This window comes from Haematobacter genomosp. 1, assembly GCF_002196855.1.
GTDB lineage: Bacteria > Pseudomonadota > Alphaproteobacteria > Rhodobacterales > Rhodobacteraceae > Haematobacter.
This window is the reverse complement of sequence record NZ_NIPW01000005.1, coordinates 107,323-132,318: the sequence shown is the minus strand read 5'-3', so window position 1 is coordinate 132,318 and position 24,996 is coordinate 107,323. Positions and strand designations below refer to the sequence as shown.

Here is a 24,996-nt window from a genome sequence, read left to right as displayed (position 1 = left end):
CGATGCAGCCCAATATCCTGATCGTCATGGCGGACCAGTTCGCGGGGACGCTGTTCCCCGATGGGCCGGCCGCCTTCCTCCATGCGCCCATTCTGCGCGCGCTGGCCGACCGGTCCGTCCGTTTCGTGAATACATACACCGCCAGTCCGCTCTGCGCGCCGGCGCGGGCCTCCTTCATGTCCGGGCAGCTTCCCCGGCGCACGCGGGTGTATGACAACGCGGCGGAGTTCGCCTCCGACATCCCGACATTCGCCCATCACCTTCGGCGTGCTGGCTATCATACATGCCTCTCGGGCAAGATGCATTTCGTCGGCCCCGACCAGATGCACGGGTTCGAGGAGCGGCTGACCACGGATATCTATCCCGCCGATTTCGGCTGGACGCCGGATTACACCCGGCCGGGCGAACGCATCGACTGGTGGTATCACAACCTCGGCTCCGTCACGGGGGCGGGGGTGGCGGAGATCACCAACCAGATGGAATATGATGACGAGGTGGCGTTTCTTGCGGGGCAGAAGCTCTATGACCTTGCCCGTGGTCACGATGCGAGACCCTGGTGCCTGACGGTGAGTTTCACCCATCCGCATGATCCCTATGTCGCCCGACGGAAGTTCTGGGATCTCTACGAGGGAAGCCCCGCGCTGAAACCGGCGGTGCCTGCGATCCCCTATGCGGATCAGGACCCGCACTCCCAGCGGCTGATGAACGCTTGCGACTACCAGCACTTCGACATCACATCCGACGATATCGCCCACGCCCGACAGGGGTATTTCGCCAACATTTCCTATGTCGATGAGAAGGTAGGGGAACTTCTGGACATCCTCGACCGGACCCGGATGGCGGAGAATACGGCCATCCTCTTCCTCTCCGACCATGGCGACATGCTGGGAGAGCGGGGAATGTGGTTCAAGATGAGCTTCTTCGAAGGGTCCGCGCGCGTGCCGCTCATCGTATCCGCACCGGGGTGGGTGCCTGGGCGCGTGGAGACGCCGGTTTCCACGCTTGACGTGCTGCCGACGCTGGCGGGGCTGGCGGGGATCGACCTTGGCAGTATCGCGCCCTGGACGGATGGCGCGGACCTCGAGCCGGTCGCGAAAGGCGGTATCCGGGGGCCGGTGCCGATGGAATATGCGGCCGAAGGCTCCGTCGCGCCGATGGTGGCGCTTCGGGACGGGCGGTGGAAAATCGTGCTCTGCGATGCCGATCCGCCCCAGCTTTTCGACATGCAGAACGACCCCAACGAACTGACGGACCTTGCCGCGGACCCGGCCCATGCGGAGACGCTGCACCGGCTGACCATGCTGGCGCAGAGCCGCTGGAACCTTGCCGCCTACGACGCGGAAGTGCGCGAGAGCCAGGCCCGGCGCACGATCGTTTACGAGGCTCTGAGAAACGGCGCTTATTTCCCGTGGGATTTTCAGCCGTTGCAACGCGCCTCCGAACGTTACATGCGCAATCACATGGACCTGAACGTTCTGGAGGAGGCTCAGCGCTTCCCTCGGGGGGAATAGCGATCAGCGGGGCCGGCCGATGCGGTCGGCCAGATCCTCGACGCTCTCCGCCACCACGTCCCAGTCGGCGCTTGGTGCAAGGTCGGTCTCTTGCCCGGGCCCGTATTCAAGGGGGCGCGGAATGAAGGCGGTGCGAAGACCGCAGGCCCGCGCGGCGGCAAGATCGTCGTTATGCGCGGCCACGAGGCAGACCTGCTCCGGCGGCAGCATCAGGATCTCCGCCGTGCGCAGATAGGCCGCCGGGCGCGGCTTGTAGGCCTGCGCCGCCTCTGCCCCCAGAATGGCATCCCACGGAAGACCCGCGCGCTTGGCGATATCAATCATGAGGCGGATATTGCCGTTGGAGAGCGGCGCGATGATCGCCCCGCGGCGCAGCCGTGTCAGCCCCGGTACCACGTCGGGCCACGGATCCAGCCGATGCCAGGCAAGGGTTAGCGTGTCCAGTTCCTCCGCGGTCAGGCCCTCCGGGTCCAGCCCGAACTCCGGCAGGATCGCGGCGAGGTTCTCGCGGTGCAGCACGTCAAGACGGGTGAAGAGACGACGCCCCTCGCGGACCTCCGTCATGGCGGGCTGATAGCGGTCGCGCCACGCATCCGCGAAGGCCTGCGCCTGCGACGGATCCCCCCCGTGCCGGGCAAGAAACGGCGCCGCATCGCGGGCGACCCCGCCGCGCCAATCAACCAGCGTACCGAATACGTCGAAAACATAGGCCCTTACGCTCTGCATTCGATTTCACCCCCCCCTGGCGCTGCCGGTTGACAAGCATCGATCAACAGGCGCTTCATCCGGCATGATCCGCACATAACAACCCGTCTCCGCCATGACCGCAAGCATTGATACAGCGCTTCTCAAACCGGTTCCGGCGGTGCTTTCCGTCGTGTTTCGGGAGGGCAAGGTGTTGCTCGTGCGGCGCGCCAATCCCCCGGATGAGGGCTTTTGGGGCTTTCCGGGCGGCAGGATCGAGGCGGGGGAGACACTCTTTGCCGCTGCGGAACGTGAACTGACGGAGGAGACAGGGGTCACGGGGGTTGCCGCCGCCATTCTAACCGTGCTCGACGCGCTGGACCGCAGTGAGGATGGAAAGCTCCGCTTTCATTATGTGCTGGTAGCCGTAGCCTGTCGCTGGGTGGCCGGTGAGCCGGTCGCCGATGACGATGCGCTGGAGGCCCGCTGGGTCGCGCTCGACGACATATCGGGGCTGGACAACGTGAGCCGCGATGTGGAGCGCCTGGCCCGGCAGGCAGCGAGAGATGCTTGCCAATCGCGCTGACCACGGCATGATCTGTTGAGCGCCCTTGCAAGCGGACATCATGACCGTTCCCCGTCACCCGAGGTTCATCGCCTTCTTTGCCACGCTCGCCCTCGCCTGCGGGGGGCTTGCCCTGCTGCTCGACTGGTCGGAGGCCCTGATCCTCGGCTTCGATCTCGCGGCGGCGGTCTTCATCGCAAGTTGCGCGCCACTCTGGCTGGAGGAGGATGAGCAGGCCTTTCGCGCGCGCAAGACCCGTGACGATGGCGGACGGCTGTTTCTCGCGCTGACCGTGACGGTGATCCTGCTGATGGTGCTGGTGACGCTTGCGCTGCTCGTGGGGGGCAAGCAGGGGATGACGGCGCTGGATCTCGCCCTTGTCACCGCCACGCTGGCGATAAGCTGGCTATTCGGGAATCTCGTTTACGCATTTCATTATGCGCATGTGTACTACGATGAGGAAAGTCGTCCCGCGCTTGATTTTCCGGGCGATGAAGCCCCGCTCTTCGCCGATTTCTGCTATTTCGCGCTGGTGATAGGGATGACGTTTCAAGTGTCGGACGTCCAGATCACCACCCGTCGCTTCCGTCGCATCGCAACGCTGCACGGGATCGTGGCGTTCTTCTTCAACCTTGGCGTCGTCGCACTGACGATCAATGTCGTGGCAGGTGTGCTTTAGCAGGCTGCCTAAAAAGCATTCTGAGTTTACACTGAGGCGGAGACTTTGCCCATATTGTTGAAGAGCGCTCCGGAAACCGCAACTTTGGCTCCGGACCGGACCGATTTTCCGGCTTTCACCGCAAGCTCGGGCAGGTGCCCGACTTTTTCAGCAGCCTGTTAGATCATGTCTGGATAAAGGACGCGCAACTCGTCCAGCAGCTCCACGAAGCGGCGCTCGGGCGGGGTGAGCGGGGTAAGGGGGTTGCTGACGAGAAACACATCCGCGCCCAACGGCTGATCCGTGATGCGGAGCGGCCACAGGCGACCCTTTTCGACCTCCTCCGCCACACTCATCAGGGGCAGAAGGCCGATGCCGAGGCCGAGGGAGATCATCCTGCGCACCTCCTCCAGACTGCGGCTGGACCCGCTGATGCGGTTGCCAAGGCCAAGCCCCTCCCGCAGCATGATCATCGGCTCCAACCCGAACCCTTCTGTTGCACATTCAAAGGCGATGAAGGGTTCGCGTGCCAGTTCGCGCACCGTGACTTCCGCTTGCCCGTAGAGCGGATGCTCGGCACCGCAGAACACTACGAACTCCTCCCGGAACAGCAGTTTGCAGTCCAACGTGATGATGGGTTTTGTCAGGAGGCAGATGCCCAGGCCCGCCTTCTCCTGCGTGATGCGACGAACCGTGTCCTGACTGTTCTGAACATCCACCATCCAGGTGATCGAGGGATAACGCTGATGATAGAGCCGGATCGCCTCGTCGATCAGGGTCGAGTTGAGGGTGCTGAGCGTCTGGAGGCGGAGTTCACCGAATTCCTCCGCGTTGCGATCCTCCGTCAGATCGGAAATCCGGTCCACACAGCGGAAAATCTCGGCGCATTCCTGATAGACCTTCTCACCACGAAGGGTCAGGCCGAAGCGGCGACTGTCGCGGAACACGAGTTGGCAGCCCAGTTGCTCCTCCAGCCTCTGGAGGGCAACGGTCACGCTCGGCTGGCTGAGCGACAGCCGTTTCGCCGCGCGGGTGATGCTTTTCTCCTCCGCAATGGCGCAGAAGGTGCGAAGCAGGTTCAGATTCATATCGCCGAGCGGTGTGCGGGCGGGCATGGCGGCTCTGCTTGGGACGGGGAACCCTGCTCTAGCGCGAACGCTGCCAGAGGTCCACCGTCTCCAATCCGGGGGTTGGCCGGGACGCCGGGCCCTTACGCCGACCGCAGCCCTTTCAGGAAGCTCGCCAGATTGTCACCAAGGCTCGGCTGCATGTATCCACCCTCCTGCACCGCCAGAGTAGGAAGGCCCAGAGCGGCAAAACGCTGCCCGATCTCGGCAAAGCCCGGCGTGGTCACGGCAAGCCCGCGGAAGGGGTCATTCTCATGCGCGTCGAGGCCGAGCGCAATGACCAGCGCCGTCGCCCCATAGGCCCGTACCTGGCCAAGCGCGATGTCCAGCGCGGCGAGGTACCCGTCCGTTCCCATACCGCGTGGCAGCGGCAGGTTGACGTTGTAGCCCAGGCCGCGACCGGCTCCGGTCTCCTGCTTTCCGCCGGCATAGTAGGGGTAGAACTGCGCGGGATCGACGTGGAGAGAGATCGTCAGAACATCGTCCCGGTCATAAAAGATGCCCTGCGTGCCGTTGCCATGGTGCACATCGATATCGACGATGGCCACGCGATGCCCACCGGCGCGCAACCGCTCCGCCGCGATGGCAGAATTGTTGAGGAAGCAGAACCCGCCCGCCAGTTCCCGGTAGGCGTGATGGCCGGAGGGGCGGCAGAGCGCATAGGCCTTCGCCTCGCCCGACAGGATCAGCTTCGCGCCGGTGACTGCGGTCTGGGCGGAGCAATAGACGGCCTCCCATGTCGCGGCGGAAACGGGGCAGGAGGTGTCGGCATTGAAGAAGCCGATCTGCGCCTCCGATTCCTCGGAGTAGAACATCGTCCGGTCGGGGCAGAAGCGGCCGGGCACCACTTCCTCAAGATCGGGAACCAGCGCGATGCGACGATCCCAGATGGTGCGGAGGTAGTCGAGATAACGCGGCGTGTGGATCGCGGCCAGCGGCGCCATCCCGTGATCCTCGCTGGCGACAAGCTCCAGTCCGGCCTCCGTCGCGCCACGCAGCAGTTCGGCCACCCGGTCGGGGCGGTCGGGATTGAGCACGACACGTCCGTTCTCCAGCCGGAAGCGGGGGTCGTGGGCGCGCTGGCGTTCGTCGAAGATGGCCTTCATCATATCCTCACGGTCTCGTTTGGGAAGGGGCGGTCAATCCGCCGCCTGTCCGGTAAGCTCCAGCCCCGGCGCGGCGGCCAGCAGGCTCTGGGTGTAATGTTCACGCGGGTGGCGGAACACCTGCTCCACCGGCCCTATTTCGACGATACGACCCTTCTGCATGACGGCAACCCGGTCGCAGATCTTGCCAGCCACGCGCAGATCATGCGTGATGAAGATGAGCGTCAGGCCAAGCCGCGCCTTCAGATCCTCGAGCAGATCCAGCACCTGGGCCTGCACGGAGACATCAAGCGCGGACACCGCTTCATCGGCGACCACGATTTCGGGGTCGAGGGCGAGGGCGCGGGCAATTCCGATCCGCTGCCGCTGCCCGCCCGAGAATTCATGCGGATAGCGGTCGATCGCACTTTCGTTGAGCCCCACCAGCGTCAGGAGTTCGCGCGCGCGGGTCAGTGCCGCGGCGCGGCTCTTGCCATGCGCCATCGGGCCTTCGGTCAGGATCCGTCCGATGCGGGAACGCGGGTTGAGGGAGGCATAGGGATCCTGAAAGATCATCTGGATGCGTCCGCGATGACTTTTCAGAGCGGCTCCGCGAAGGGTGGATATGTCCGTTCCCTCCATGGTGATCGACCCGGCATCGGGCCGGGCAAGTTGCACGATCATCCGCCCCAGCGTCGATTTGCCGGAGCCGCTTTCGCCGACGATCCCCAGCGTTTCGCCCCGCAGCAGATCGAAGGAGACATCGTCGCTCGCCCGCACGATCCGGTCACCGCTGGTGAATTCCTTGACCAGATGGCGGACTTGAAGAAGCGGCGGCGCTTCCGGCTCCTGGTTCGCGGCCAGATCGACCTTTGGGATCGCGTCGATCAGACGGCGGGTATAGGGGTGGGACGGATGCTTCAGAACCTGCTCCGCGGGGCCGCTCTCCACCAGCCGCCCGAGCTCCATGACGGCAACGTCATCGGCGATCTCGGCCACCACGCCGAAATCGTGGGTGACAAACATCACCGCCATGCCATGCCGCTGCTGCAACTCCCGGATCAGTGTCAGGATCTGTGCCTGGGTCGTGACGTCCAGCGCGGTCGTGGGCTCATCGGCGATGAGCACACCCGGCTCCAGCGCGAGGGCCATGGCGATCATCACCCGTTGCCGCTGACCGCCGGAAAGCTGAAACGGATAGGCGAATTGCGCCCGTTCCGCGTCGGGAATACCGACCTCTTTCAGAAGCTCCAGCGCGCGGGACGCGCGTTCGCCGGGGGCGAGCCTTCCATGCGCCTCGAACACCTCTGCGATCTGCGCCCCGATCCGCATGAGCGGATTGAGCGCCGTCATCGGTTCCTGAAAGATCATCGCGATCTTTGCCCCCCGAAGCGAAGCCCGTGACGCTTCGTCCAGATGGGTGATATCCGCGCCGTCCAGCAGGATGCGCCCGCCGGTGATCTGCACACCCTGCGGCAGCAGCCCCATCACGGCATTGGCGGACATGGATTTGCCCGAGCCGGATTCACCCACCACACAGAGCGTCCGTCCGCTGTGGAGGGTGAGCGTCACATCCTCGATCGCATGGGGGCGGTCGGCACCCTTGGGCAGTGCTATGGTGAGGGTCTCGATACGGAGTGCGTCCTGCATGTCGGGCCTCACGATTTTCGCCGCGCGAGGCGGGGGTTCAGCGCGTCGTTCAGGCTTTCGCCGATCAGGTTGAGCGCCAGCACGGTGATGACGATGGCCGCGCCCGGCAGGAAGGACAGCCACCACGCCTGCCGGATCACCGTCCGCGCCGCGCCGATCATGTAACCCCACGATAGCAGGTTGGGATCCCCCAGCCCCAGAAAGGACAGCGAGGATTCCAGAAGGATCGCGCTGGCCACCATCAGGGACGCCATGACGATGATCGGCGAAACGGCGTTCGGCAGCACCTGCCCCAGAATGATGGACCGGCTGGACAGACCCTGAAGGATCGCCGCTTCGATATATTCGCGTTTGCGCAGCGACAGCACTTCCCCCCGCACCAGCCGCGCGACCGGCGGCCAGGAAACGATGGCGATGGCAAGGGTGATGGAGACGACGGACGGCTCGAAGATCGCCACCAGCACGATGGCAAGCGCAAAGCTCGGCACCGTCTGGAAGAACTCCGTCACCCGCATCAGAATGTCATCCACCCAGCCGCCGAAGTAGCCGGCCAGCGCGCCCACGGGTATGCCGATCAGCAGCGCCGCGAGGGTGGAGACGAGGCCGACCAGCAGCGAGACCCGTGCCCCATGTGCCAGTCCGGCAGCCACGTCGCGCCCCAATGTGTCCGTGCCCAACGGGTAGGCCATGTTCTCGAGCGGCGGCAGAAAGGGCCGCTGCACCATCCGCCACGGATTGCCGGGAAAGAGCAGGGGGGCCGTCACCGCGATGACGACAACCAGCAATAGAAGCACCAGCCCGATCACGCCGCCCTTGTTCGTCGCAAAACGTTTGAGGAAATCTTTCATCGGCCTCTCCTAGCGCTCGAGCCGGATACGGGGATCGACGATCCCGTAGATGACATCGGTGATAAGGTTGAACACGATCACCATTGCGGCGGAGATGAAGAAGACGCCGAGCAGCACGTTGTAGTCCCGCTGCGTCAGCGCTTCGAACATGAGCCGTCCGATGCCGGGCCAGGCAAACACCGTCTCCGTGAGCACCGCGCCGCCCACAAGCTGACCCGCCTGCAGGCCCGCCAGCGTCACGATCGGCAGAAGCGCGTTACGGAGGATGTGCCGACGCTCGATCACACCGGGCGCAAGCCCCTTGGCACGGGCGGTCTTGACGAAATCCATCTGGGCGACCTCCAGCATGGAGGCCCGCGTCATCCGCGAATAGACCGCCATGAAGAACAGGCCGAGTGACAGCGCCGGAAGCACCAGATGCGCCGCGATATCGCCCATCCGGGCAAGGCCGGTGAGGTTGGAGCCCACGGTCTCGTAGCCGAAGGGCGGCAGCCATCCCAGCGTCACGGAGAAGAGCAGCACGCCCATCAAGGCCGCCCAGAACAGGGGGGTCGCGTAGAACAGAAGGGCTATGGAGGAGATCAGTGTATCCGACCACCGCCCCACGCGGCTTGCAGCCAGCACACCGGCAAGCACGCCCAACACCAGCGAGATCACGAAGGCCGTGCCCGTCAGCAGCAGGGTCGCCGGCAGGCGGTCGAGTATGAGGTCGATCACCGGCATCTGCTGGCGGTAGGAATAGCCCAGATCGAACTGCAACACGCCGCTTATGTAACGCCACAGCTGGACGTAGAATGGCTGATCCAGACCGAATTTCTCCCGCAATTGCTGCAGGAAGATCTCGTCCGTTGCACCTGCCTCGCCGGCCATGACCTTGGCCGGGTCACCGGGTGCCATGTGGATCAGGATAAAGTTGAGCACCAGGATGGCCAACAGCACCAGACATGCCTTGACCAGCCGCGACAGAATGCGGGTGAGGAGTTTCATTGGTCTGCCCTGAATGGAGGTCCCATCGGGGGACGGGGCGCACCCGCCGGTACAAGGGGCGGGTGCGGGGCGGATCAGCGTTCGATATACGCGTTCTTGAACCCGTCGTTCAGACCGATGCCGGTCGTGACGAGATCCTTGATGTTGCAGCGCGCGATCGTCGGGAAGCCGAGATCCAGAAGCCACGCCACCGGTACGTCCTCCGAAAGCTTGGCCTGAACCTCCTTGTAGAGGGCGGCGCGCTCTTCGGGGTTGATGGTCGCGGCGCCTTTCTCGAACAGCGCGTCGACTTCGGGATTGGAATAGCCCTCGACGTTGTTCCAGGGCGAGCCCTTGGCGATATTCGTCGAAACATAATTCCGCGCCACGCCGAGCGCGGGGTCGCCATACTGATAAAGGAATGTCGTGGACAGATCGAAGTCCCAGTCACCAAGCCGCTGGTTCCAGCCCGCCACATCGGTCGCAACGATATCGACCTTCACGCCCACATCCGCGAGGTTCTGCTTGATGACTTCCGCCAGACGCATCCACGTCTCACCATAGGGCATGGGCACGAGACGCAGTGTCTCGCCGTTGTAGCCTGACGCTTTCACCAGCTCCTTCGCCTTGTCGGGATCGAAGGGATAGGGCGACAGGTCGGTATCGTTGAACTTCGTCGTTGCGGCGAAGGGGCCGTTCGAGACATTGCCCAACCCGTTCCAGAGAACATCCTTGATGAACTCGCGGTCGAGCGCATAGAGGATCGCCTGCCGGAACTCCTTGTTGGCGGTCGGTCCCTGACGGTTGTTGATCCACACCCACGATTGCGGCGAGAAGAATTCCCAGCCTTTCTGCGTGACGCAGGTGTTGTCGAGTGCGGTGAGCCGGGGAACGTCGAAGTTCTCCACCGCGCCGCCCGGCAGGATGTCCACCGTCCCCGTCTCATAGGCCACGGCACGGGCTGCGGCGTCCGGGATCACATGCCAGTAGATTTCATCCAGGTAGGGTTTGCCCTCATCCCAGTAGTCGGGGTTCTTCTCCAGCCGGATGTAAGATCCCTTCACCCATTCCGCGAACTTGAACGGGCCGGTGCCGATGGGGGTGTTATTAGCCGGGTTGGTCGCGAAATCCGTGCCCTCGTAGATGTGCTTGGGCACGATCGGCATGGAGCCGACCTCAAAGGAGTTGAGGAACGGGCCGAACGGCGCCTTCAGCTGGAAGACCACCGTATGATCGTCAGGGGCAGTGATCGACTCGACATGGGTCAGCACGGCGCGGAAGCGGGGATGCGACTGGCGCAGGAAGACATCGGCGGAGAATACCACATCGGCGGCGCTGAACGGCGCTCCGTCGTGCCATTTCACCCCGTCCTCCAGATTGAACGTATAGGTCCGCCCGTCCTCCGAAACCGTCCACGACTTCGCCAGGGACGGCATCGGGTTGAGATCGTTGTCGTAGCGCAGCAGCCCCTCATAGATGTTTCCGCCAACCATCTGGGTCGGAGCGTTCTGGAACAGGCCCATCATCAGGCTCGGCGGCTCAGGCTGAACGACGACATTCGCGCGTCCTCCTGCCATCGGATCGGCGGAGGCTGTGCCGATGGCGAGGAAACCGGCTAGCGCGGCGGCGAGAAAACGGTTCATGGCAGATCCCTGTGTTGTCTTTGTCTTGGCCCGTCCGGGGCGCTCTTATGGCGTGGGTCCATTCTCCGCAACTGGCGGGAGGAGACAAATAGACTAGGGCTATGGCAATCATAGTTCAGGTAAATCGGTGGATGCAGTTAACGCGGCCAATGAATTTATGACTTCTCTACAGTATGTTAGCTACAAATACGCAACGGACCATGAGTGATGACTGACATTACCTCAGCCTATTTGTGATAGCCCGCGCCGTCTGCTTTTCTTGTCGCGACAGCAGAAAGGATGGCGCGATGACTTTCACCGGTGACAGCCGCATGAACCTTGACCGGTTCTGGACCACGATGGAACGGTCGAGCGAAATCGGAGTCGGAAGGCCTGGTGGGCTCTCGCGCCTCACGCTCAGCGATGCTGATCGGGAGATGCGCGACCTTTTCGTAAGCTGGTGTGAAGAAGCGCACCTGACCGTGGAAGTCGATGAACTCGGGTCGATCTTCGCGCGTCGGGCAGGAGAGTGTGACGACCTTCCGCCGGTGATGATCGGCAGCCACCTGGACACGCAGGTCAACGGCGGCCGCTTCGACGGTATCGTCGGCGTCCTGGCCGGCCTGGAGGTGGCGCGAACGCTGAACGACCTCGACCATGTCACGCGGCGCCCGCTGGTTCTTGTCAACTGGACCAATGAGGAAGGTGCTCGTTTCTCCCCCCCGATGGTTGCCTCTGGAGCGTTCGTCGGCAAATATGAACCGGATTGGGTGCGTGATCTTGTCGATGACGAGGGCATCCGTTTCGGGGATGAGCTGGAACGTATCGGTTATCGCGGCACGCGTTCAGCACCCGGTGGCCGTGTTGATGCCTATTTCGAACTGCATATCGAACAGGGCCCGATCCTTGATGCGGAACGGCGCGCGGTTGGCGTCGTTACCGGCGGCTATCCCAGCCACGGCATGCGCGTGCGCTTCGAGGGGCAAACCGCCCATACAGGGCCCACGCCTATGGACCTACGCCACAATGCGCTGATAGCAGGTGCGCGCTGGCTGACAGCAGTGGACGACATCGGCTGGGATTTTGCTGTTCACGACGGCAAGGCCACCGGATCACGTCTGACAGCATGGCCAAACAAGCCGGGCATCCTTTCGGAAACAGCGGAATGCGTGGCCGACGTCCGTCATCCCGATCCCGTCACCGCCGGTGTGATGGCTGAAAAGATGCGACGCGCTGCATTTTCCGCTGCGGCGATAGCAGGGTGTACGGCAGTTGTGGAGGATGAATGGTCTTGGGGCGGAGCGATCTTCGACCAGGACCTTATTGATCTCATCCGGTCCGAGGCGATCCGCCAGGATCACAATTGGCGCGATATACAGTCTCAAGCCGGCCACGATGCATATCATATGGCCATGCATTGCCCCACGGCCATGATATTCACTCCCTGCCGTGGCGGTATCACTCACAATAATGCCGAGGCCTGTTCTCCGCAGGATTTGCGCGCCGGGATGGATATTCTTTTGCACAGCGCCGTCAGCCGGTTGAACCGCTAACGCATTACATAACCATGACTATCGCTTACACGGGGAGCCACTCGGCGCACGTTAACGTAAATCGCGGTTTTTGATTTCCTGTATTTCGCCGGAGCGCCATCTGGATATGAAGGGGCGCGATAGCGCCCTAACGTCATGGCTTAGAAAGCTGCTTTTAAGCCCGGATAGTTCCAAGCTCCCAAACAGGGGCACATGATGAGCGAACATTTCTGGCTGACGGACGAACAGAACAGTCGTCGGTCCAGACAATGATGATTTTGTCTGGGCCGCCATAGACGCTGATTATCGAGCCATGATCAGGTTGTCGCTCTTATAAACTATGGCTCCGAGAGGCTTGTGATATTCGCCCAACCTTTGGCGTAAAAGCTCAGCGTATGAAATCGGGAGTACACCTATTGCCGCATGCACAATACCCGGTGCTTCCGGCCGGCGGGTTAGAAATCCCAGTCGTCATCCTCGGTAGCAACGGCGCGGCCAATGACATAGCTTGATCCGGAGCCAGAGAAAAAGTCGTGATTTTCATCCGCATTGGGGGAAAGAGCAGACAGGATTGCAGGGTTCACATCAGTCACGGATGTGGGAAAAAGCGATTCATATCCCAGATTCATCAATGCCTTATTGGCATTATAATGCAGGAATTTCTTCACATCTTCCGTAAGACCCACACCATCATAAAGCTCGGCGGTATAGCGAGATTCGACTTCATACAGATCGAACATCAACGCAAAGGCAAAGTCCTTGGCTTCCGCGCGTTTCGCTTCCGGGAGCCGCTCAAGCGCGCGTTGGAACTTGTAACCGATATAATAGCCATGCACCGCCTCGTCGCGAATAATAAGGCGGATAAGGTCGGCAGTGTTGGTCAGCTTTGCCCGGGATGACCACCACATCGGCAGGTAGAAACCCGAATAAAAGAGGAAGCTTTCAAGAAACACGCTGGCTATCTTGCGGCGTAGCGGGTCTGAGTTGGCGTTATATTCGTCAAGGATCAGGCGCGCTTTTTTCTGAAGGTGCTCGTTTTCCTCAGCCCACCGAAACGCTTCATCCACCTCGGCAGTCAGGCAGAGCGTGGAGAAGATGGAGGAGTAGGACCGCGCGTGCACCGCCTCCATGAACGCGATGTTTGAGAGCACGGCCTCCTCATGCTGGGTCGCGGCATCGGTCATGAGTGCGGGCGCGCCCACGGTGTTCTGCACGGTATCGAGCAGAGTCAGGCCGGTGAACACGCGGATCGTCAGCCGGCGCTCCTCCGCAGTCAGCGTCGACCATGAGGGGATGTCGTTGGACAGCGGAACCTTCTCCGGCAACCAGAAATTGCCCGTCAGGCGATTCCAGACCTCCAGGTCCTTATCGTCTTGCAGGCGGTTCCAGTTCACGGCGCGCGCGACGACGCGGGATTGCACGTTGTCCTTCATGGTCTTGTTCCCGAGTTGGAGGGCTTCCCGCGGCGAGCATCTCACCCGCTGCGCCGATTCGAGCTATCTTACCGCAGACACTCGGCGCTGGCGACCCGTCGTCCATATGTGGTGGCTAAAATTACAGCATCAGCTAAATGGAGGGGCGCCATCTGCAAGACGGCGCCCCTCCCACAGCAGAACTGCTCAGAGCGTGCAGGACACGCAGCCCTGCACTTCGGTCCCTTCCAGCGCCATCTGGCGCAGGCGGATGTAGTAGATCGTCTTGATGCCCTTCTTCCAGGCGTAGATCTGCGCCCGGTTGATGTCCCGCGTCGTCGCCGTGTCGCGGAAGAACAGAGTCAGCGACAGGCCCTGATCGACGTGCTCGGTCGCCGCGGCATAGGTGTCGATGATCGCCTCCGGCCCGATCTCATAGGCGTCGCGGTAGTATTCTAGGTTCTCGTTGGACATGAAGGGCGCGGGGTAATAGACGCGGCCGATCTTGCCTTCCTTGCGGATCTCGATCTTGGACACGATGGGATGGATCGAGGAGGTCGAGTTGTTGATGTAGCTGATCGAGCCGGTCGGCGGCACCGCCTGCAGGTTACGATTATACAGCCCGTCACGCATGACCGCCGCCCGGAGCGCGGCCCAGTCTTCGCGGGTCGGGAGCGGCAGGCCGGCGAAGATCTCCGTCACCCGATCCGTCTTGGGCAGCCAATCCTTCGTGGTGTATTTGTCAAAGAACGACCCGTCGGCATATTTCGAATTCTCGAAGCCCTTGAACGACTGCCCGCGCTCACGCGCCAGCGCATTGGAGGCGCGGACGGCGTGATAGAGGATCGTCGCGAAATAGACCGAGGTGAAGTCGATACCTTCTTCCGATCCGTAGTGGATCCTCTCCCGCGCCAGATAGCCGTGCAGGTTCATCTGGCCCAGACCGATGGCGTGACTTTCGTCGTTCCCACGCCGGATGGAGGGCACGCTATCGATCGACGACATGTCCGACACAGCCGTCAGCGCACGGATCGCCGTTTCCACCGTGGCGCCGAAATCCGGGCCATCCATCGTTGCCGCGATGTTCAGCGACCCGAGGTTGCAGGAGATGTCCGTCCCCATGTGATCGTAGGACAGATCGTCATGATAGGTGGAGGCTTCGTTGACCTGCAGGATCTCCGAGCACAGGTTGGACATGGTGATGCGCCCCGCAACCGGGTTCGCGCGGTTCACCGTGTCTTCGAACATGATGTAGGGATAGCCGGATTCGAACTGGATCTCTGCGATGATCTGGAAGAATTCGCGGGCTTTGATCTTCTTCTTGTGGATCCGGGGGTCGTCCACCATCTCCCGATACTTCTCCGTCACGGAAATCTCGGAGAACGGACGGCCATAGACCTTCTGGATATCGTGCGGGGAGAACAGATACATGTCCTCGTCCCGCTTCGCGAGTTCAAAGGTGATGTCGGGGATCACCACGCCGAGCGAGAGCGTCTTGATGCGGATTTTCTCATCCGCATTCTCCCGCTTGGTGTCGAGGAAGCGCAGGATGTCGGGGTGATGCGCGTTGAGATAGACCGCCCCCGCTCCCTGACGCGCGCCGAGCTGGTTGGCGTAGGAGAAGCTGTCCTCCAGCAGTTTCATGACGGGGATCACGCCCGAAGACTGGTTCTCGATCCCCTTGATCGGCGCACCGGACTCCCGCAGGTTGGTCAGCATCAGCGCGACACCCCCGCCGCGTTTCGACAGTTGCAGCGCGGAGTTGATGGAGCGTCCGATAGACTCCATGTTGTCTTCGATCCGCAGCAGGAAGCAGGAGATCAGCTCTCCCCGCTGCTTCTTGCCGGCATTGAGGAAGGTGGGCGTCGCGGGCTGGAAGCGGCCGGAGATGACCTCCTCCATCAGGCGCATGGCAAGGTCTTCGTCCCCTTGCGCGAGCGCCAGTGCAACCATCACCACCCGGTCCTCGTAACGTTCGAGGTAGCGTTTGCCGTCCCAGGTCTTCAGCGTATAGCTGGTGTAATATTTGAAGGCGCCGAGGAAGGTCGGAAAGCGGAACTTCCGTGCAAAGGCCGCGTCCCAGATCCGGCGCAGGAAGGCGGGCGCATACTGGTTCAGAACCTCCGCCTCGTAATATCCCTCCTCCACCAGATAATCGAGCTTCTCCTCCAGCGAATGGAAGAAGACCGTGTTCTGGTTCACGTGGTCGAGGAAATACTTGTGCGCCGCATAGCGGTCTGCGTCAAAACGGATGCGGCCCTCGTTGTCATAGAGGTTCAGCATCGCGTTCAGCGCGTGATGATCGAGCCCGCGGAACTCCTCCGGGATCGATTTTTCTTTCCTCACTGGGCTGGAGAGAGCTGCCGTGTCCAAAACCGTTCCAATCCTGATCTGACGCGCGCCACATCCTCATCCGTGCCCGAAAGCTCGAACCGGTAGAGGAGCGGAACTCCGCATTTCATTGCGATGACATCGCCCGCGCGGGCGAAGAATTCCCCGAAATTCCTGTTGCCCCCAGCGATCACGCCCCGGATCAGCCTCCGGTTGGCGGCGTCGTTGAGGAAGCGGATAACCGGTTTCGGCACTGCTCCCCGCCCCTCGCCATCCGCATAGGTGGGCGTAACAAGCACGAAGGGTTCCACCGGCGGTTCCGCCAACCGCACCGCCGGAACGCCGAGCCGCGCGATGAATCGCGCGGTGTTCCCCGAGGCGGTGGAGTAGAAGGCGATCACCGCAGCGCTGCCTCAGGCCAGCGTGGCGATGCGGTCCGGGCGGAATCCGGCCCAGTGCTCGCTGCCCGCCACGACGACCGGCGCCTGACGATATCCCATGGCCTGCACCCGCTCCATCGCCTCGGCATCCTCCGTCAGGTCGATGACGGTGTAGCCAATGCCGCGGCTGTCGAGCGCGCGCGTGGTGGCTGTGCATTGCACGCAGGCGGGCTTGGAATAGACAGTGACGCTCATCGCAGGTTCCTCAGGACGTTGATGGCGGAGCATGGCGATCCGACCGATGCACAGGCAGCGATCGTTCCGTCAGGCAATCCGCCCGTTGATCATGGCGCCCAGGCTCGGTATCTGCCCCGACCAACGAAGACCGGAACCTTCCGGCGCGCCGCTGATCCCAGCGAAAAGGGGAGCATCCCCTCCTCGCCTGCCGTATCCCTAGGGGGGCCGGGCTTCCTGAACGCTACATATGGTAGCTGGTTTCGCGCTGGTGTCTACAGGAACTTTCGCCGAACTCAAGAGGCCAGATACCACTCTCCAGCATTTTGCAATTTTCGTCCAGCCGCACCCTTCGGCAACGCATCAATCGCCCTCCTGACGGCCGAGAGAGGCGTAAACTGCAAAAGAGGGAGCCTTTTCCAGCCCCCTCTTTCATCCCAAGGAAACGGACTGTTGCTGTCAGGCGGCCATTACCAGATGCCCTGCCCCCAGATCCTCCCACCGCCGCTGCGGCGGTTCGAATCCTCGCGGGCGGACCGGGCTCTTTAGCTCCTCGGTCATCAGGCCCCGCCGCAGGCTCCGGCGGGCGGGATCGGGAACGGGAACGGCAGAGATGAGTCGCTTGGTATAGGGATGCTGCGGATTGCCGAAGATCGCCTCCCGCGGGCCGATCTCCACGATCTCGCCCAGATACATCACCGCGACCCGGTGGCTCACCCGTTCCACCACCGCCATGTCGTGACTGATGAACAGGTAGGCGATCCCGAACTCCTGTTGCAGATCCATCAACAGGTTGCAGACCTGCGCCTTGATCGACACGTCGAGCGCGGAGACGCTCTCATCCGCAACGATGACCTTGGGGTTGAGACCCAGCACGCGCGCAATGGCCACGCGCTGCCGCTGCCCCCCCGAGAACTCATGCGGATAGCGGTCCATCATGGTACTGGAGAGGCCCACCTGCTCCAGCAGCGAGGCCGCTTTCTGTCGCGCAGCCTGTCCGCTGGCAATGCCGTGCTTGACGATGGGTTCCGTCACCGCCTGCCCCACCGTCATGCGGGGGTTCAGGCTGGAGAACGGATCCTGAAAGATCATCTGCACGGAACGCCGCAGGTCTCGCAATCCTGCGGTGCCGAGGGTCAGCACATCCCGACCGTCAAGGGTAACCGCGCCGGACGTCGGCTCCACCAGCCGCGCGACGGAGCGGCCAGTGGTCGATTTGCCACAGCCCGATTCGCCCACCAGCGCCAGCGTCTCCCCCGGAAAGAGGTCGAACGAGACATCCTGTACCGCATGGACCTCTCCCGTCGGGCGGCCCAGCAGATCGGACCCCACCTTGAAGCGGGTGACGAGGTTGCGGACCGACAGCACGGGGGCTGCGTCACTCACCGTATCGGCCACCGGCGGTTCTGCGGTGATCGCGCCCGTCGCCATGTCCACCTTCGGGAAACGGAGCGGCCATTTCTGCCCCTCCATCGAGCCGAGCCTGGGCACGGCGGCAAGCAGCGCCCGCGTGTAGGGATGCTGCCCGTCGTGGAAGATCTGCGCCGTATCGCCGGTTTCCACCACGTCACCGCGGAACATGACAACCGTGCGATCCGCGATTTCGGCCACCACGCCCATGTCATGCGTGATGAAGAGGACAGCCATCCCCTCCTCCGCCTGCAATTCCTTTATGAGGTCGAGGATCTGCCCCTGGATCGTCACGTCCAGCGCCGTCGTCGGCTCATCCGCGATGAGCAGCTTCGGACGCGAGGCCAGCGCCATGGCGATCATCACCCGCTGCCGCATGCCGCCGGAGAACTGATGGGGATATTCGTCAAAGCGCGCGGCCGCGTTGGGAATGCGCACCTTCTCCATCAGCCGCACCGTTTCCCCGCGCGCGGCACGGCGGTCCAGCCCACGGTGACGGATCAACACCTCGGAGATCTGCCGTCCCACGGTATAGACCGGATTCAGCGAGGTCATCGGCTCCTGAAAGATCATCGCGATGTCGTTGCCGCGTATCTCCCGCATCTCGCCTTCGGAGAGGGCGGTGAGACTGCGCCCGTTCAGCAGCACCTCCCCCTCGATGCGGGATTGCGCGGGGTCGAGCAGCCGCATGACGGAGAGTGACGTCACGCTCTTGCCCGACCCCGACTCCCCCACGATGGCGAGCGTCTCGCCAGCGTGGATCTCGAAGGAGACGTTGCGCACCACCGGCTTCCAGCCCTCGTCGGTGTGGAAGGAGGTGGTGAGGTTTCTGACCGCCAGGACCGGCGCGTTCGTGGCTCCCGCCATATCAGCGGCCCACCGCATAGGCCTGCATGAGCCGGGGCGTCGCGGCGGCACGGATCAGCCCGTCCCTCTCGCGCCGCGCCGCCGTCAGCCGCCCGATGGACCAGCCGTCGGCCACCGTGAGCTTGTGGCCCCGCCGGCGCAGCTCGGCGATGGTCGCGTCGCCCATCCGGTCCTCGATCATCACGCCGCCGGGTTCGGAGGTGCGGGGATAGAAGGACGCCGGGAAGTGGGTGGAGTGGAACAGGGGTTGGTCGATCGCTGCCTGAAGATTGCCTTCGTGATGGACGTAACGCAGGAAGAAGGCGAGTTGCCATTGGTCCTGCTGATCGCCGCCCGGCGTGCCGAAGGCCAGCGTCGGCCGCCCGTCCTTGAGCGCGAGCGAGGGCGTCAGCGTGGTCCGCGGGCGCTTGCCCGGTGCGAGCGAGGTCGGCAGCCCCGGGCGCAGCCAGAACATCTGCGCACGGCTGTTCAGGCAGAACCCCAGCCCCGGAATGATCGGCGAGGATTGCAGCCAGCCGCCCGAAGGCGTGGTGGAGACCATGTTCCCCCAGCGGTCCACCACGTCGATATGAACGGTGTCCCCCCGCTTCTCCGTCAGGTGCGACATGGTCGGTTCGTAAACGGCGCCCTTCTCCAGCCCGCCAATGACGGAGAGCGCAAGCTTCCGCTGGGCCTCGAAACCGGGCACGACACCGGGGCGCAGCTCCATCGACGCCTCCGCCCCGATCAGCTTCCGCCGCGCGTCGTTGTAGCCGTCCGACAGCAGCGCGCCGAGCGGGACATCCGCGAAATCCGGGTCACCGTAGTAAACCTCGCGATCCGCATAGGCGAGCTTCATCGCCTCCACCACCGTATGCACGAAATCAGGGCCCAGCGGGTCCATGGCGGCAAGGTCATACCCCTTCAGCAGCGCCAATGCCTGCGCCATGACGGGCCCCTGCCCCCACGGCCCCGTCTTGGCAACCTGCCAGCCGTGGTAATCATAGGTCAGCGGCTCCTCCACGGTCGCCTGCCAACCGGCCATATCTTCGGCCGACAGCACGCCCTTGTGCCGCGCGCCGGTCGCATCCATCACTTCTGCCGTATCAAGGTAGCTCTGAATCGCCTCCGCGACAAAGCCGCGATAGAAGGCGTTCCGGGCCGCTTCGATGCCCTTCTCGCGGGAGCCGGCTGCTTCCGCCTCCGCCACTATGCGCTTCCACGTCTCCGCCAGCACCGGATTGCGGAAGTTCGATTCCGGCGCAGGCGCGGAGCCCCCCGGCAGCCACGTTTCATGCGAGGTCGGCCATTCCTTCTCGAAGAACTCGCCCAGCCCCTCGATGGTGGCCGAGACGCGGGCCAGCACGGGATGACCGTCCTCCGCATAATGGATCGCGGGTTCCAGCACCTCGCGCACCGTCATCGTGCCATAATCCCGGAGCATCAGCATCCAACCGTCGAATGCACCCGGAATGACCGTGGAGAGCAGCCCGTCACCGGGGATCAGGTCGATGTCCTCGGAGCGGTAATGTTCGATGGTGGCTTTCGCAGGGGCCGGTCCCTGGGCGCAGATCACGTCCACACGATCATTGGCGGCGGAATAGACGATGGCCGGCATGTCGCCGCCCGGCCCGTTCAGATGCGGCTCCACGATCTGCAGCACGAAGCCGGTGGCGACAGCGGCGTCGAAGGCATTGCCGCCCTTCTCCAGTATGCTCATGCCAACCGCGGTGGCGATCCAGTGGGTGGAAGTGACAGCGCCGAAACGGCCGAGGATTTCGGGACGGGTGGTGAACTTGGTCATCTCTATCTCTCAGTTTTCGCGCGGGTCGAGCGCATCGCGCAGCCCGTCGCCGAGCATGTTGAAGCCGATCACGACAAGGAAGATCGCAACCCCCGGCCAGAGCGCGAGCCACGGCGCCTGGCTGAGGAAGTTCTTGGCGGTGTTGAGCATGGAGCCCCAGCTCGGCGCAGGGGCCTGCTGGCCAAGGCCGAGGAAGGACAGCGACGCCTCCGCGATGATCGCGGTCGCCACGGTCAGCGTCGCCTGCACGATGATCGGGGGGATGATGTTCGGCAGAACGTAACGACCCATGATCTCTGTGTGCGACAGGCCGATGGAGCGCGCGCCTTCTACATAGTCCTCGGTCTTGACGGCCATCGCCTGACCACGGGTCAGCCGGATGAAGATCGGCATGGCGGAAAGCCCGATGGCGATCATCGCGTTTGTCAGGCTCGGCCCGAGGAAGGCGGCGAGCGCGATCGCCATGATGAGAAACGGCATGGCGAGCAGCGCCTCCGTCACCCGGCTGATGACCAGATCGACCCAGCCGCCGAAATACCCGGCCAGCAGACCGAGCGGCACGCCGGTCAGTACCGCGATGGCCACCGACACGATCCCCGCCATCAGGGATGCCTGTGCACCCCAGATCATGCGGGAGAACACGTCGCGGCCGATCTCATCGGTCCCCATCCAGTGCTCGGCGGAAGGCGGAAGGCGAATGGCCGTCCAGCTCGTGGCGAGCGGATCGGCGATGGGCAGCAGAGGTGCCAGCATCGCGAGCGCGGCAAAGAAGGCGATGACGATAAACCCCGCCAGAGCCGCGCGGTTGCGCTTGAACTTCCGCCAGGCCCGGCTCGGGGACCGGGCGGCGACGGGGGCGATTGTGGTGTCGGCGGCGCTCACAGCGTTGACCTCATACGCGGGTTCAGCACGACGTAGAGCACGTCGGCAATCAGGTTCATCAGGATGAAGGCGACGGCGGTGCACAGCACCACGCCCTGCACGACGGCGTAATCCCGGTTGAAAACGGCATCCACGATCAGTTTGCCGAAACCCGGAATGGTAAAGATCTGCTCTGTCAGCACCGCCCCGGCCAACAGTTCTCCGAACAGTAAGGCGGAAAGCGTGATGATCGGCAGCAGGGCGTTACGGAAGGCATGGCCCATGACGATCTCCCGCCGTGTCAGCCCCTTCGCCTTGGCGGTGCGGATATAGTCGCTCCGCAGCACACCCAGCATGGCGGAGCGCGTGTGCCGCATCAGCGCTGCGGCAAGCCCGGTCCCCAGTACGAAGGCCGGCATCACCATGGTCTGGAGCGAACGCACCGGATCGACGAAGGGCGACTCGTAACCGGAAGCGGGCAGCCAGCCGAGATTCACAGAAACCAGCAGGATCAGCAGGATGCCCAACCAGAAGTTGGGGATAGAAAGCCCGCTCAGCGCCACGAAGTTGGCGGCATAGTCGATGAAGGTGTTCTTTCGCGTGGCCGCAAGGATGCCGAAGGGCACACCGATCACCAGTGCGAAGGCCATCGCCATCACCGCAAGTTGCAGCGTGACGGGAAGTTTCTCGAGTATCAGCTCCAGCACCGGCTGACCCGTGCGAAGCGATGTGCCGAAATCACCGGTAAGCACCCCGCCCAGCCAGCGGAAATACTGACTGATGAGCGGATCGTTCAGATGATACTGCTCCCGCAGGAAGTCGAGCGTCGCCGCATCACGCTCCTCCCCCGCAAGCGCGAGGATCGGATCGCCGGGCAGCAGCTTCTGCAGCAGAAAGACGAAGATCGACACCAGAAGCAGCGTCGGCAGCGCCACCAGAAGGCGGCGGGCGATGTAGCGGAGCATGTCGCTCTCCCTTGCGTGGGACGTCGCGCGACCAGGCCGCGCGACGCCAAAGGCTTACTCGACGTTGACGCCCGTAAGGCGGATCATCCCATCCGGATAGGCGGTGAAGCCGGTCACCGACTTCTTGAAGCCGAACACATAGGACTGGTGGCCGAGGTAGATGATGGGCAGGTCACGATCGAGGATCGCGGTCGCGGCGGCGTATTTCTCCTTCCGCGCGGCGGTATCCGTCGCAGCGCGGGCTTCGTTCAGAAGCTGGTCCACCTCCGGGTTGCAGTATTTCGTATCGTTGATCCCGCCGTTGCAGGTCACGAACTGATGGAGGTTTCCGTCCGGGTCCGGCCGCCCGGACCAGTCGGAACGGCTGAGCTGGTAGTTGCCCGCCGTCTGCTCGTTCAGCAGCGTCGCGAACTCCGTCGCGCGGAGCGTGACGTCAAAGCCCGCCTCCGCCACCATCGCCTGTATCATCTGCATGACCTGCGAGACGACGGGGTTGTTGGCGTGCTGGATCTCCACCTGCACCCGATCGACCCCCGCTTCCTTCAGGAGCGCCTTCGCCGCGGCAACGTCGCGCTTGGGAACCGGGATGTCCTTGTCATACCACGGGCTGGTGGGCGGCCAGGGCTGGTTGCCCGCGCGCCCGATGCCCGCAAACACGACCTGGATCAGCGCGTCCCGATCAATGGCGAGCGAGAAGGCCCTGCGCACGCGCGCATCCTGCCCGATCGGATTTTCCGCCCGCGGCCCGTTCGCCACATTGGCATAGATCGCCATGTAACCAAGCCCCACGGACTCGGCAGTCTGGAGACCGGCATCGCCCTGCACCGTGGCGACATCCGTCGCGGCGACGCGCTCCACCATGTCGAGGTCACCCGACCGCAGGTTCGCCACGCGCACCGAGGTATCGGGGATCGGCAGATAGGTCACCTTGTCCAGATGGATGTTGTCGGCGTTCCAGTAGTCCGCGAATTTCTCCAGAACGATCCGGTCCTGCTGCACGCGCTGAACGAATTTGAACGGTCCCGAGCAGACAGGGTTGGAGCCGAAATTCGCGCCCAGCTCCTGCGCGGCCTTGGGCGACAGCATCATTCCAGCCCGATCCGAAAGCTGCGCGAGAAGCGAGGCATCGGGCGCCTTCAAGGTAAAGGTCACTTCAAGCGGACCGGTTACCTCCACCTTCTCGACAGAGGAAAGCTCGCTCTTACGACGGGACTCCGGCATGGTCATCGCACGTTCGATGTTGAACACGACCGCTTCCGCGTTGAACGGCGTGCCATCGTGGAACTTCACCCCGTCGCGCAGCTGCATGACCAGCACCTTGCCCTCCTCGCGATACTCCCACGAGGTCGCAAGTTGGGGGACGATCTCCACGTCCTGCGACACGTCCACCAGCTTGTCGCACAGGCCGGTGTAAACAATGCGCGCGACGAAGGCGCGGGACTGGTGCGGGTCCAGCGTGTCGGGATCGTCCTGAAGCCCGATGCGGATATCCGCGGCACTGGCAGGCATCGCGGCCATCAGCGCGACAAGCGCGGCGGCGGACAGGAGAGAGGTCTTCATGGCGTCGGGTCTCCGTCTGGCAGGGACTGTGAAAGATTGGAGTTGTGCTGTGCCTCGCGAAAGAGCGCGGCGTCGTAGATTGTCTGACCGATCAGCTTGTTGTGGAGGAACATCAGGTGGTCACGCATGGCCTCCCCCGCAGCGCCCGGATCCCGGTCGGCGATGGCCTGCACCACGGCGCTGTGCTGCTCGAAGATCGGGGCGCGGGATGTCTCGCTTCGCATCTGATCCCGTGTCCGCTGCCAGGCATCGTCCTGACGGATGCGGTTCACGATGTCGAACAGCGACAGAAAGAGCGTGTTGCCCGCCGCCTGTGCGATCAGACGGTGGAGCGCGCCATCCCAGAGTTCACCCTCGTCGGGATCCTGATAATCGCGGATCCGCTCCGCGATGACCCGCATCCGCGAGACCTGCTCGGGACGCGCGCGCAGGGCAGCAAGCTGGGCGAGTTGCGGCTCCAGGCGCAGGCGGACTTCCATGATCTCCAAGAGATCTGTCATCGTCACCAGATCGCGCGTGGCTTCTGGAAGCGGGTGCAGGCCGCCCACGAACGTCCCTGCTCCTTGCTTGCGGCGGATAAGACCTTCGGCTTCCAGCACCTCCAGCGCGCGCCGAACTGCCCGCCGCCCCACGCCCAGCTCCACGACGAGTTGGCGCTCCGTCGGCAGGCGCGCGCCCGGCTGATGCAGAAGATCGTCGATATAGCGGCGCAGCCGCTCCAAGGCGTAGGTGGAACTGCCACTCGCCTCCTCAGCCGGCGCGGACTTCGTATGAACCAATCTCGTCATTTGGTTCTTCTTGAACCAATAGCCGCATTGGTTCAACTGGTTCGCTTCTTCTTCTGCAACATTCTTTTCAATCCTCTTATTATTGCACATTAATAAGGCATATATCTGCGGAATTTGTCATCATATTAATCAGAGTATCCCTCAACCCCTCATCTCA

The 24,996-nt window shown here is 63.1% G+C and carries 21 protein-coding genes; 4 read left to right on the top strand and 17 right to left on the bottom strand.

Annotation, left to right across the window (positions count from 1 at the left end; genetic code table 11):
- Window positions 1–2: 2 nt before the first annotated feature.
- Complete coding sequence (gene betC, locus CDV49_RS02755) at window positions 3–1,511, top strand: choline-sulfatase (protein WP_088214051.1); 1,509 nt, start codon at window positions 3–5, stop codon at window positions 1,509–1,511.
- A 3-nt stretch (window positions 1,512–1,514) separates the two neighbouring features.
- Here betC and CDV49_RS02750 read toward each other — a convergent pair whose 3' ends face one another.
- Entirely contained in the window at window positions 1,515–2,237 is a 723-nt protein-coding gene (locus CDV49_RS02750; RefSeq protein WP_088214050.1) for a haloacid dehalogenase type II, read from the bottom strand.
- 94 nt (window positions 2,238–2,331) lie between these two features.
- On the opposite strand from CDV49_RS02750, the gene CDV49_RS02745 reads away from it, so the two are divergent.
- On the top strand, window positions 2,332–2,781 hold the full coding sequence (locus tag CDV49_RS02745; protein WP_088214049.1) for an NUDIX hydrolase: 450 nt from the start codon (window positions 2,332–2,334) through the stop codon (window positions 2,779–2,781).
- A gap of 40 nt (window positions 2,782–2,821) precedes the next feature.
- Window positions 2,822–3,439: a DUF1345 domain-containing protein gene (locus tag CDV49_RS02740; protein ID WP_088214048.1), complete on the top strand. Its 618-nt coding sequence runs from the start codon at window positions 2,822–2,824 to the stop codon at window positions 3,437–3,439.
- A gap of 158 nt (window positions 3,440–3,597) precedes the next feature.
- On the opposite strand, the gene CDV49_RS02735 is transcribed toward CDV49_RS02740, so the two are convergent.
- The 6 genes from CDV49_RS02735 to CDV49_RS02710 form a co-directional block, all read right to left on the bottom strand.
- On the bottom strand, window positions 3,598–4,533 hold the full coding sequence (locus CDV49_RS02735) for a LysR family transcriptional regulator (protein WP_088214047.1): 936 nt from the start codon (window positions 4,531–4,533) through the stop codon (window positions 3,598–3,600).
- Between the two features lie 95 nt (window positions 4,534–4,628).
- Entirely contained in the window at window positions 4,629–5,651 is a 1,023-nt protein-coding gene (locus CDV49_RS02730) for a histone deacetylase family protein (protein ID WP_088214181.1), read from the bottom strand.
- Window positions 5,652–5,684: 33 nt separating this feature from the next.
- Window positions 5,685–7,280 (bottom strand): ABC transporter ATP-binding protein, encoded by a 1,596-nt coding sequence (locus CDV49_RS02725; RefSeq protein ID WP_088214046.1) that lies wholly within the window; start codon window positions 7,278–7,280, stop codon window positions 5,685–5,687.
- 8 nt (window positions 7,281–7,288) lie between these two features.
- Entirely contained in the window at window positions 7,289–8,128 is an 840-nt protein-coding gene (locus CDV49_RS02720) for an ABC transporter permease (protein ID WP_088214045.1), read from the bottom strand.
- 9 nt (window positions 8,129–8,137) lie between these two features.
- Window positions 8,138–9,115 carry an ABC transporter permease gene (locus CDV49_RS02715; RefSeq protein ID WP_088214044.1) on the bottom strand — a complete coding sequence of 326 codons (978 nt, stop codon included), beginning with the start codon at window positions 9,113–9,115 and terminating at the stop codon, window positions 8,138–8,140.
- Window positions 9,116–9,189: 74 nt separating this feature from the next.
- Window positions 9,190–10,737, bottom strand: coding sequence for an ABC transporter substrate-binding protein (locus tag CDV49_RS02710; protein WP_088214043.1), 1,548 nt, complete (start codon window positions 10,735–10,737; stop codon window positions 9,190–9,192).
- A gap of 287 nt (window positions 10,738–11,024) precedes the next feature.
- On the opposite strand from CDV49_RS02710, the gene CDV49_RS02705 reads away from it, so the two are divergent.
- Entirely contained in the window at window positions 11,025–12,269 is a 1,245-nt protein-coding gene (locus CDV49_RS02705; RefSeq protein ID WP_088214042.1) for a Zn-dependent hydrolase, read from the top strand.
- A gap of 434 nt (window positions 12,270–12,703) precedes the next feature.
- Here CDV49_RS02705 and nrdF read toward each other — a convergent pair whose 3' ends face one another.
- The 10 genes from nrdF to CDV49_RS02655 all read right to left on the bottom strand — a co-directional run bounded on the left by nrdF (window position 12,704) and on the right by CDV49_RS02655 (window position 24,839).
- Window positions 12,704–13,681, bottom strand: a complete 978-nt coding sequence (nrdF, locus tag CDV49_RS02700; RefSeq protein ID WP_088214041.1) for a class 1b ribonucleoside-diphosphate reductase subunit beta — start codon at window positions 13,679–13,681, stop codon at window positions 12,704–12,706.
- A 186-nt stretch (window positions 13,682–13,867) separates the two neighbouring features.
- Window positions 13,868–15,943, bottom strand: coding sequence for a class 1b ribonucleoside-diphosphate reductase subunit alpha (gene nrdE / locus CDV49_RS02695; protein WP_218821878.1), 2,076 nt, complete (start codon window positions 15,941–15,943; stop codon window positions 13,868–13,870).
- A 59-nt stretch (window positions 15,944–16,002) separates the two neighbouring features.
- Window positions 16,003–16,392: a class Ib ribonucleoside-diphosphate reductase assembly flavoprotein NrdI gene (gene nrdI / locus CDV49_RS02690; protein ID WP_088214039.1), complete on the bottom strand. Its 390-nt coding sequence runs from the start codon at window positions 16,390–16,392 to the stop codon at window positions 16,003–16,005.
- Window positions 16,393–16,404: 12 nt separating this feature from the next.
- Window positions 16,405–16,626 (bottom strand): glutaredoxin-like protein NrdH, encoded by a 222-nt coding sequence (gene nrdH, locus CDV49_RS02685; protein WP_035711562.1) that lies wholly within the window; start codon window positions 16,624–16,626, stop codon window positions 16,405–16,407.
- Between the two features lie 438 nt (window positions 16,627–17,064).
- Window positions 17,065–18,882: an ABC transporter ATP-binding protein gene (locus tag CDV49_RS02680; RefSeq protein WP_088214180.1), complete on the bottom strand. Its 1,818-nt coding sequence runs from the start codon at window positions 18,880–18,882 to the stop codon at window positions 17,065–17,067.
- A gap of 1 nt (window position 18,883) precedes the next feature.
- On the bottom strand, window positions 18,884–20,665 hold the full coding sequence (locus tag CDV49_RS02675) for a gamma-glutamyltransferase family protein (protein WP_088214038.1): 1,782 nt from the start codon (window positions 20,663–20,665) through the stop codon (window positions 18,884–18,886).
- Between the two features lie 9 nt (window positions 20,666–20,674).
- Window positions 20,675–21,547, bottom strand: coding sequence for an ABC transporter permease (locus tag CDV49_RS02670; protein WP_088214037.1), 873 nt, complete (start codon window positions 21,545–21,547; stop codon window positions 20,675–20,677).
- The gene (locus CDV49_RS02665; protein WP_088214036.1) at window positions 21,544–22,491 is read right to left on the bottom strand and encodes an ABC transporter permease; all 948 of its coding nucleotides are present in this window, start codon (window positions 22,489–22,491) and stop codon (window positions 21,544–21,546) included. Before CDV49_RS02665 ends, CDV49_RS02670 begins: the two co-directional genes overlap by 4 nt.
- Window positions 22,492–22,545: 54 nt before the next feature.
- Window positions 22,546–24,051, bottom strand: a complete 1,506-nt coding sequence (locus tag CDV49_RS02660; RefSeq protein WP_088214035.1) for an ABC transporter substrate-binding protein — start codon at window positions 24,049–24,051, stop codon at window positions 22,546–22,548.
- Window positions 24,048–24,839: a FadR/GntR family transcriptional regulator gene (locus tag CDV49_RS02655; RefSeq protein WP_088214034.1), complete on the bottom strand. Its 792-nt coding sequence runs from the start codon at window positions 24,837–24,839 to the stop codon at window positions 24,048–24,050. Before CDV49_RS02655 ends, CDV49_RS02660 begins: the two co-directional genes overlap by 4 nt.
- Window positions 24,840–24,996 lie beyond the last annotated feature (157 nt).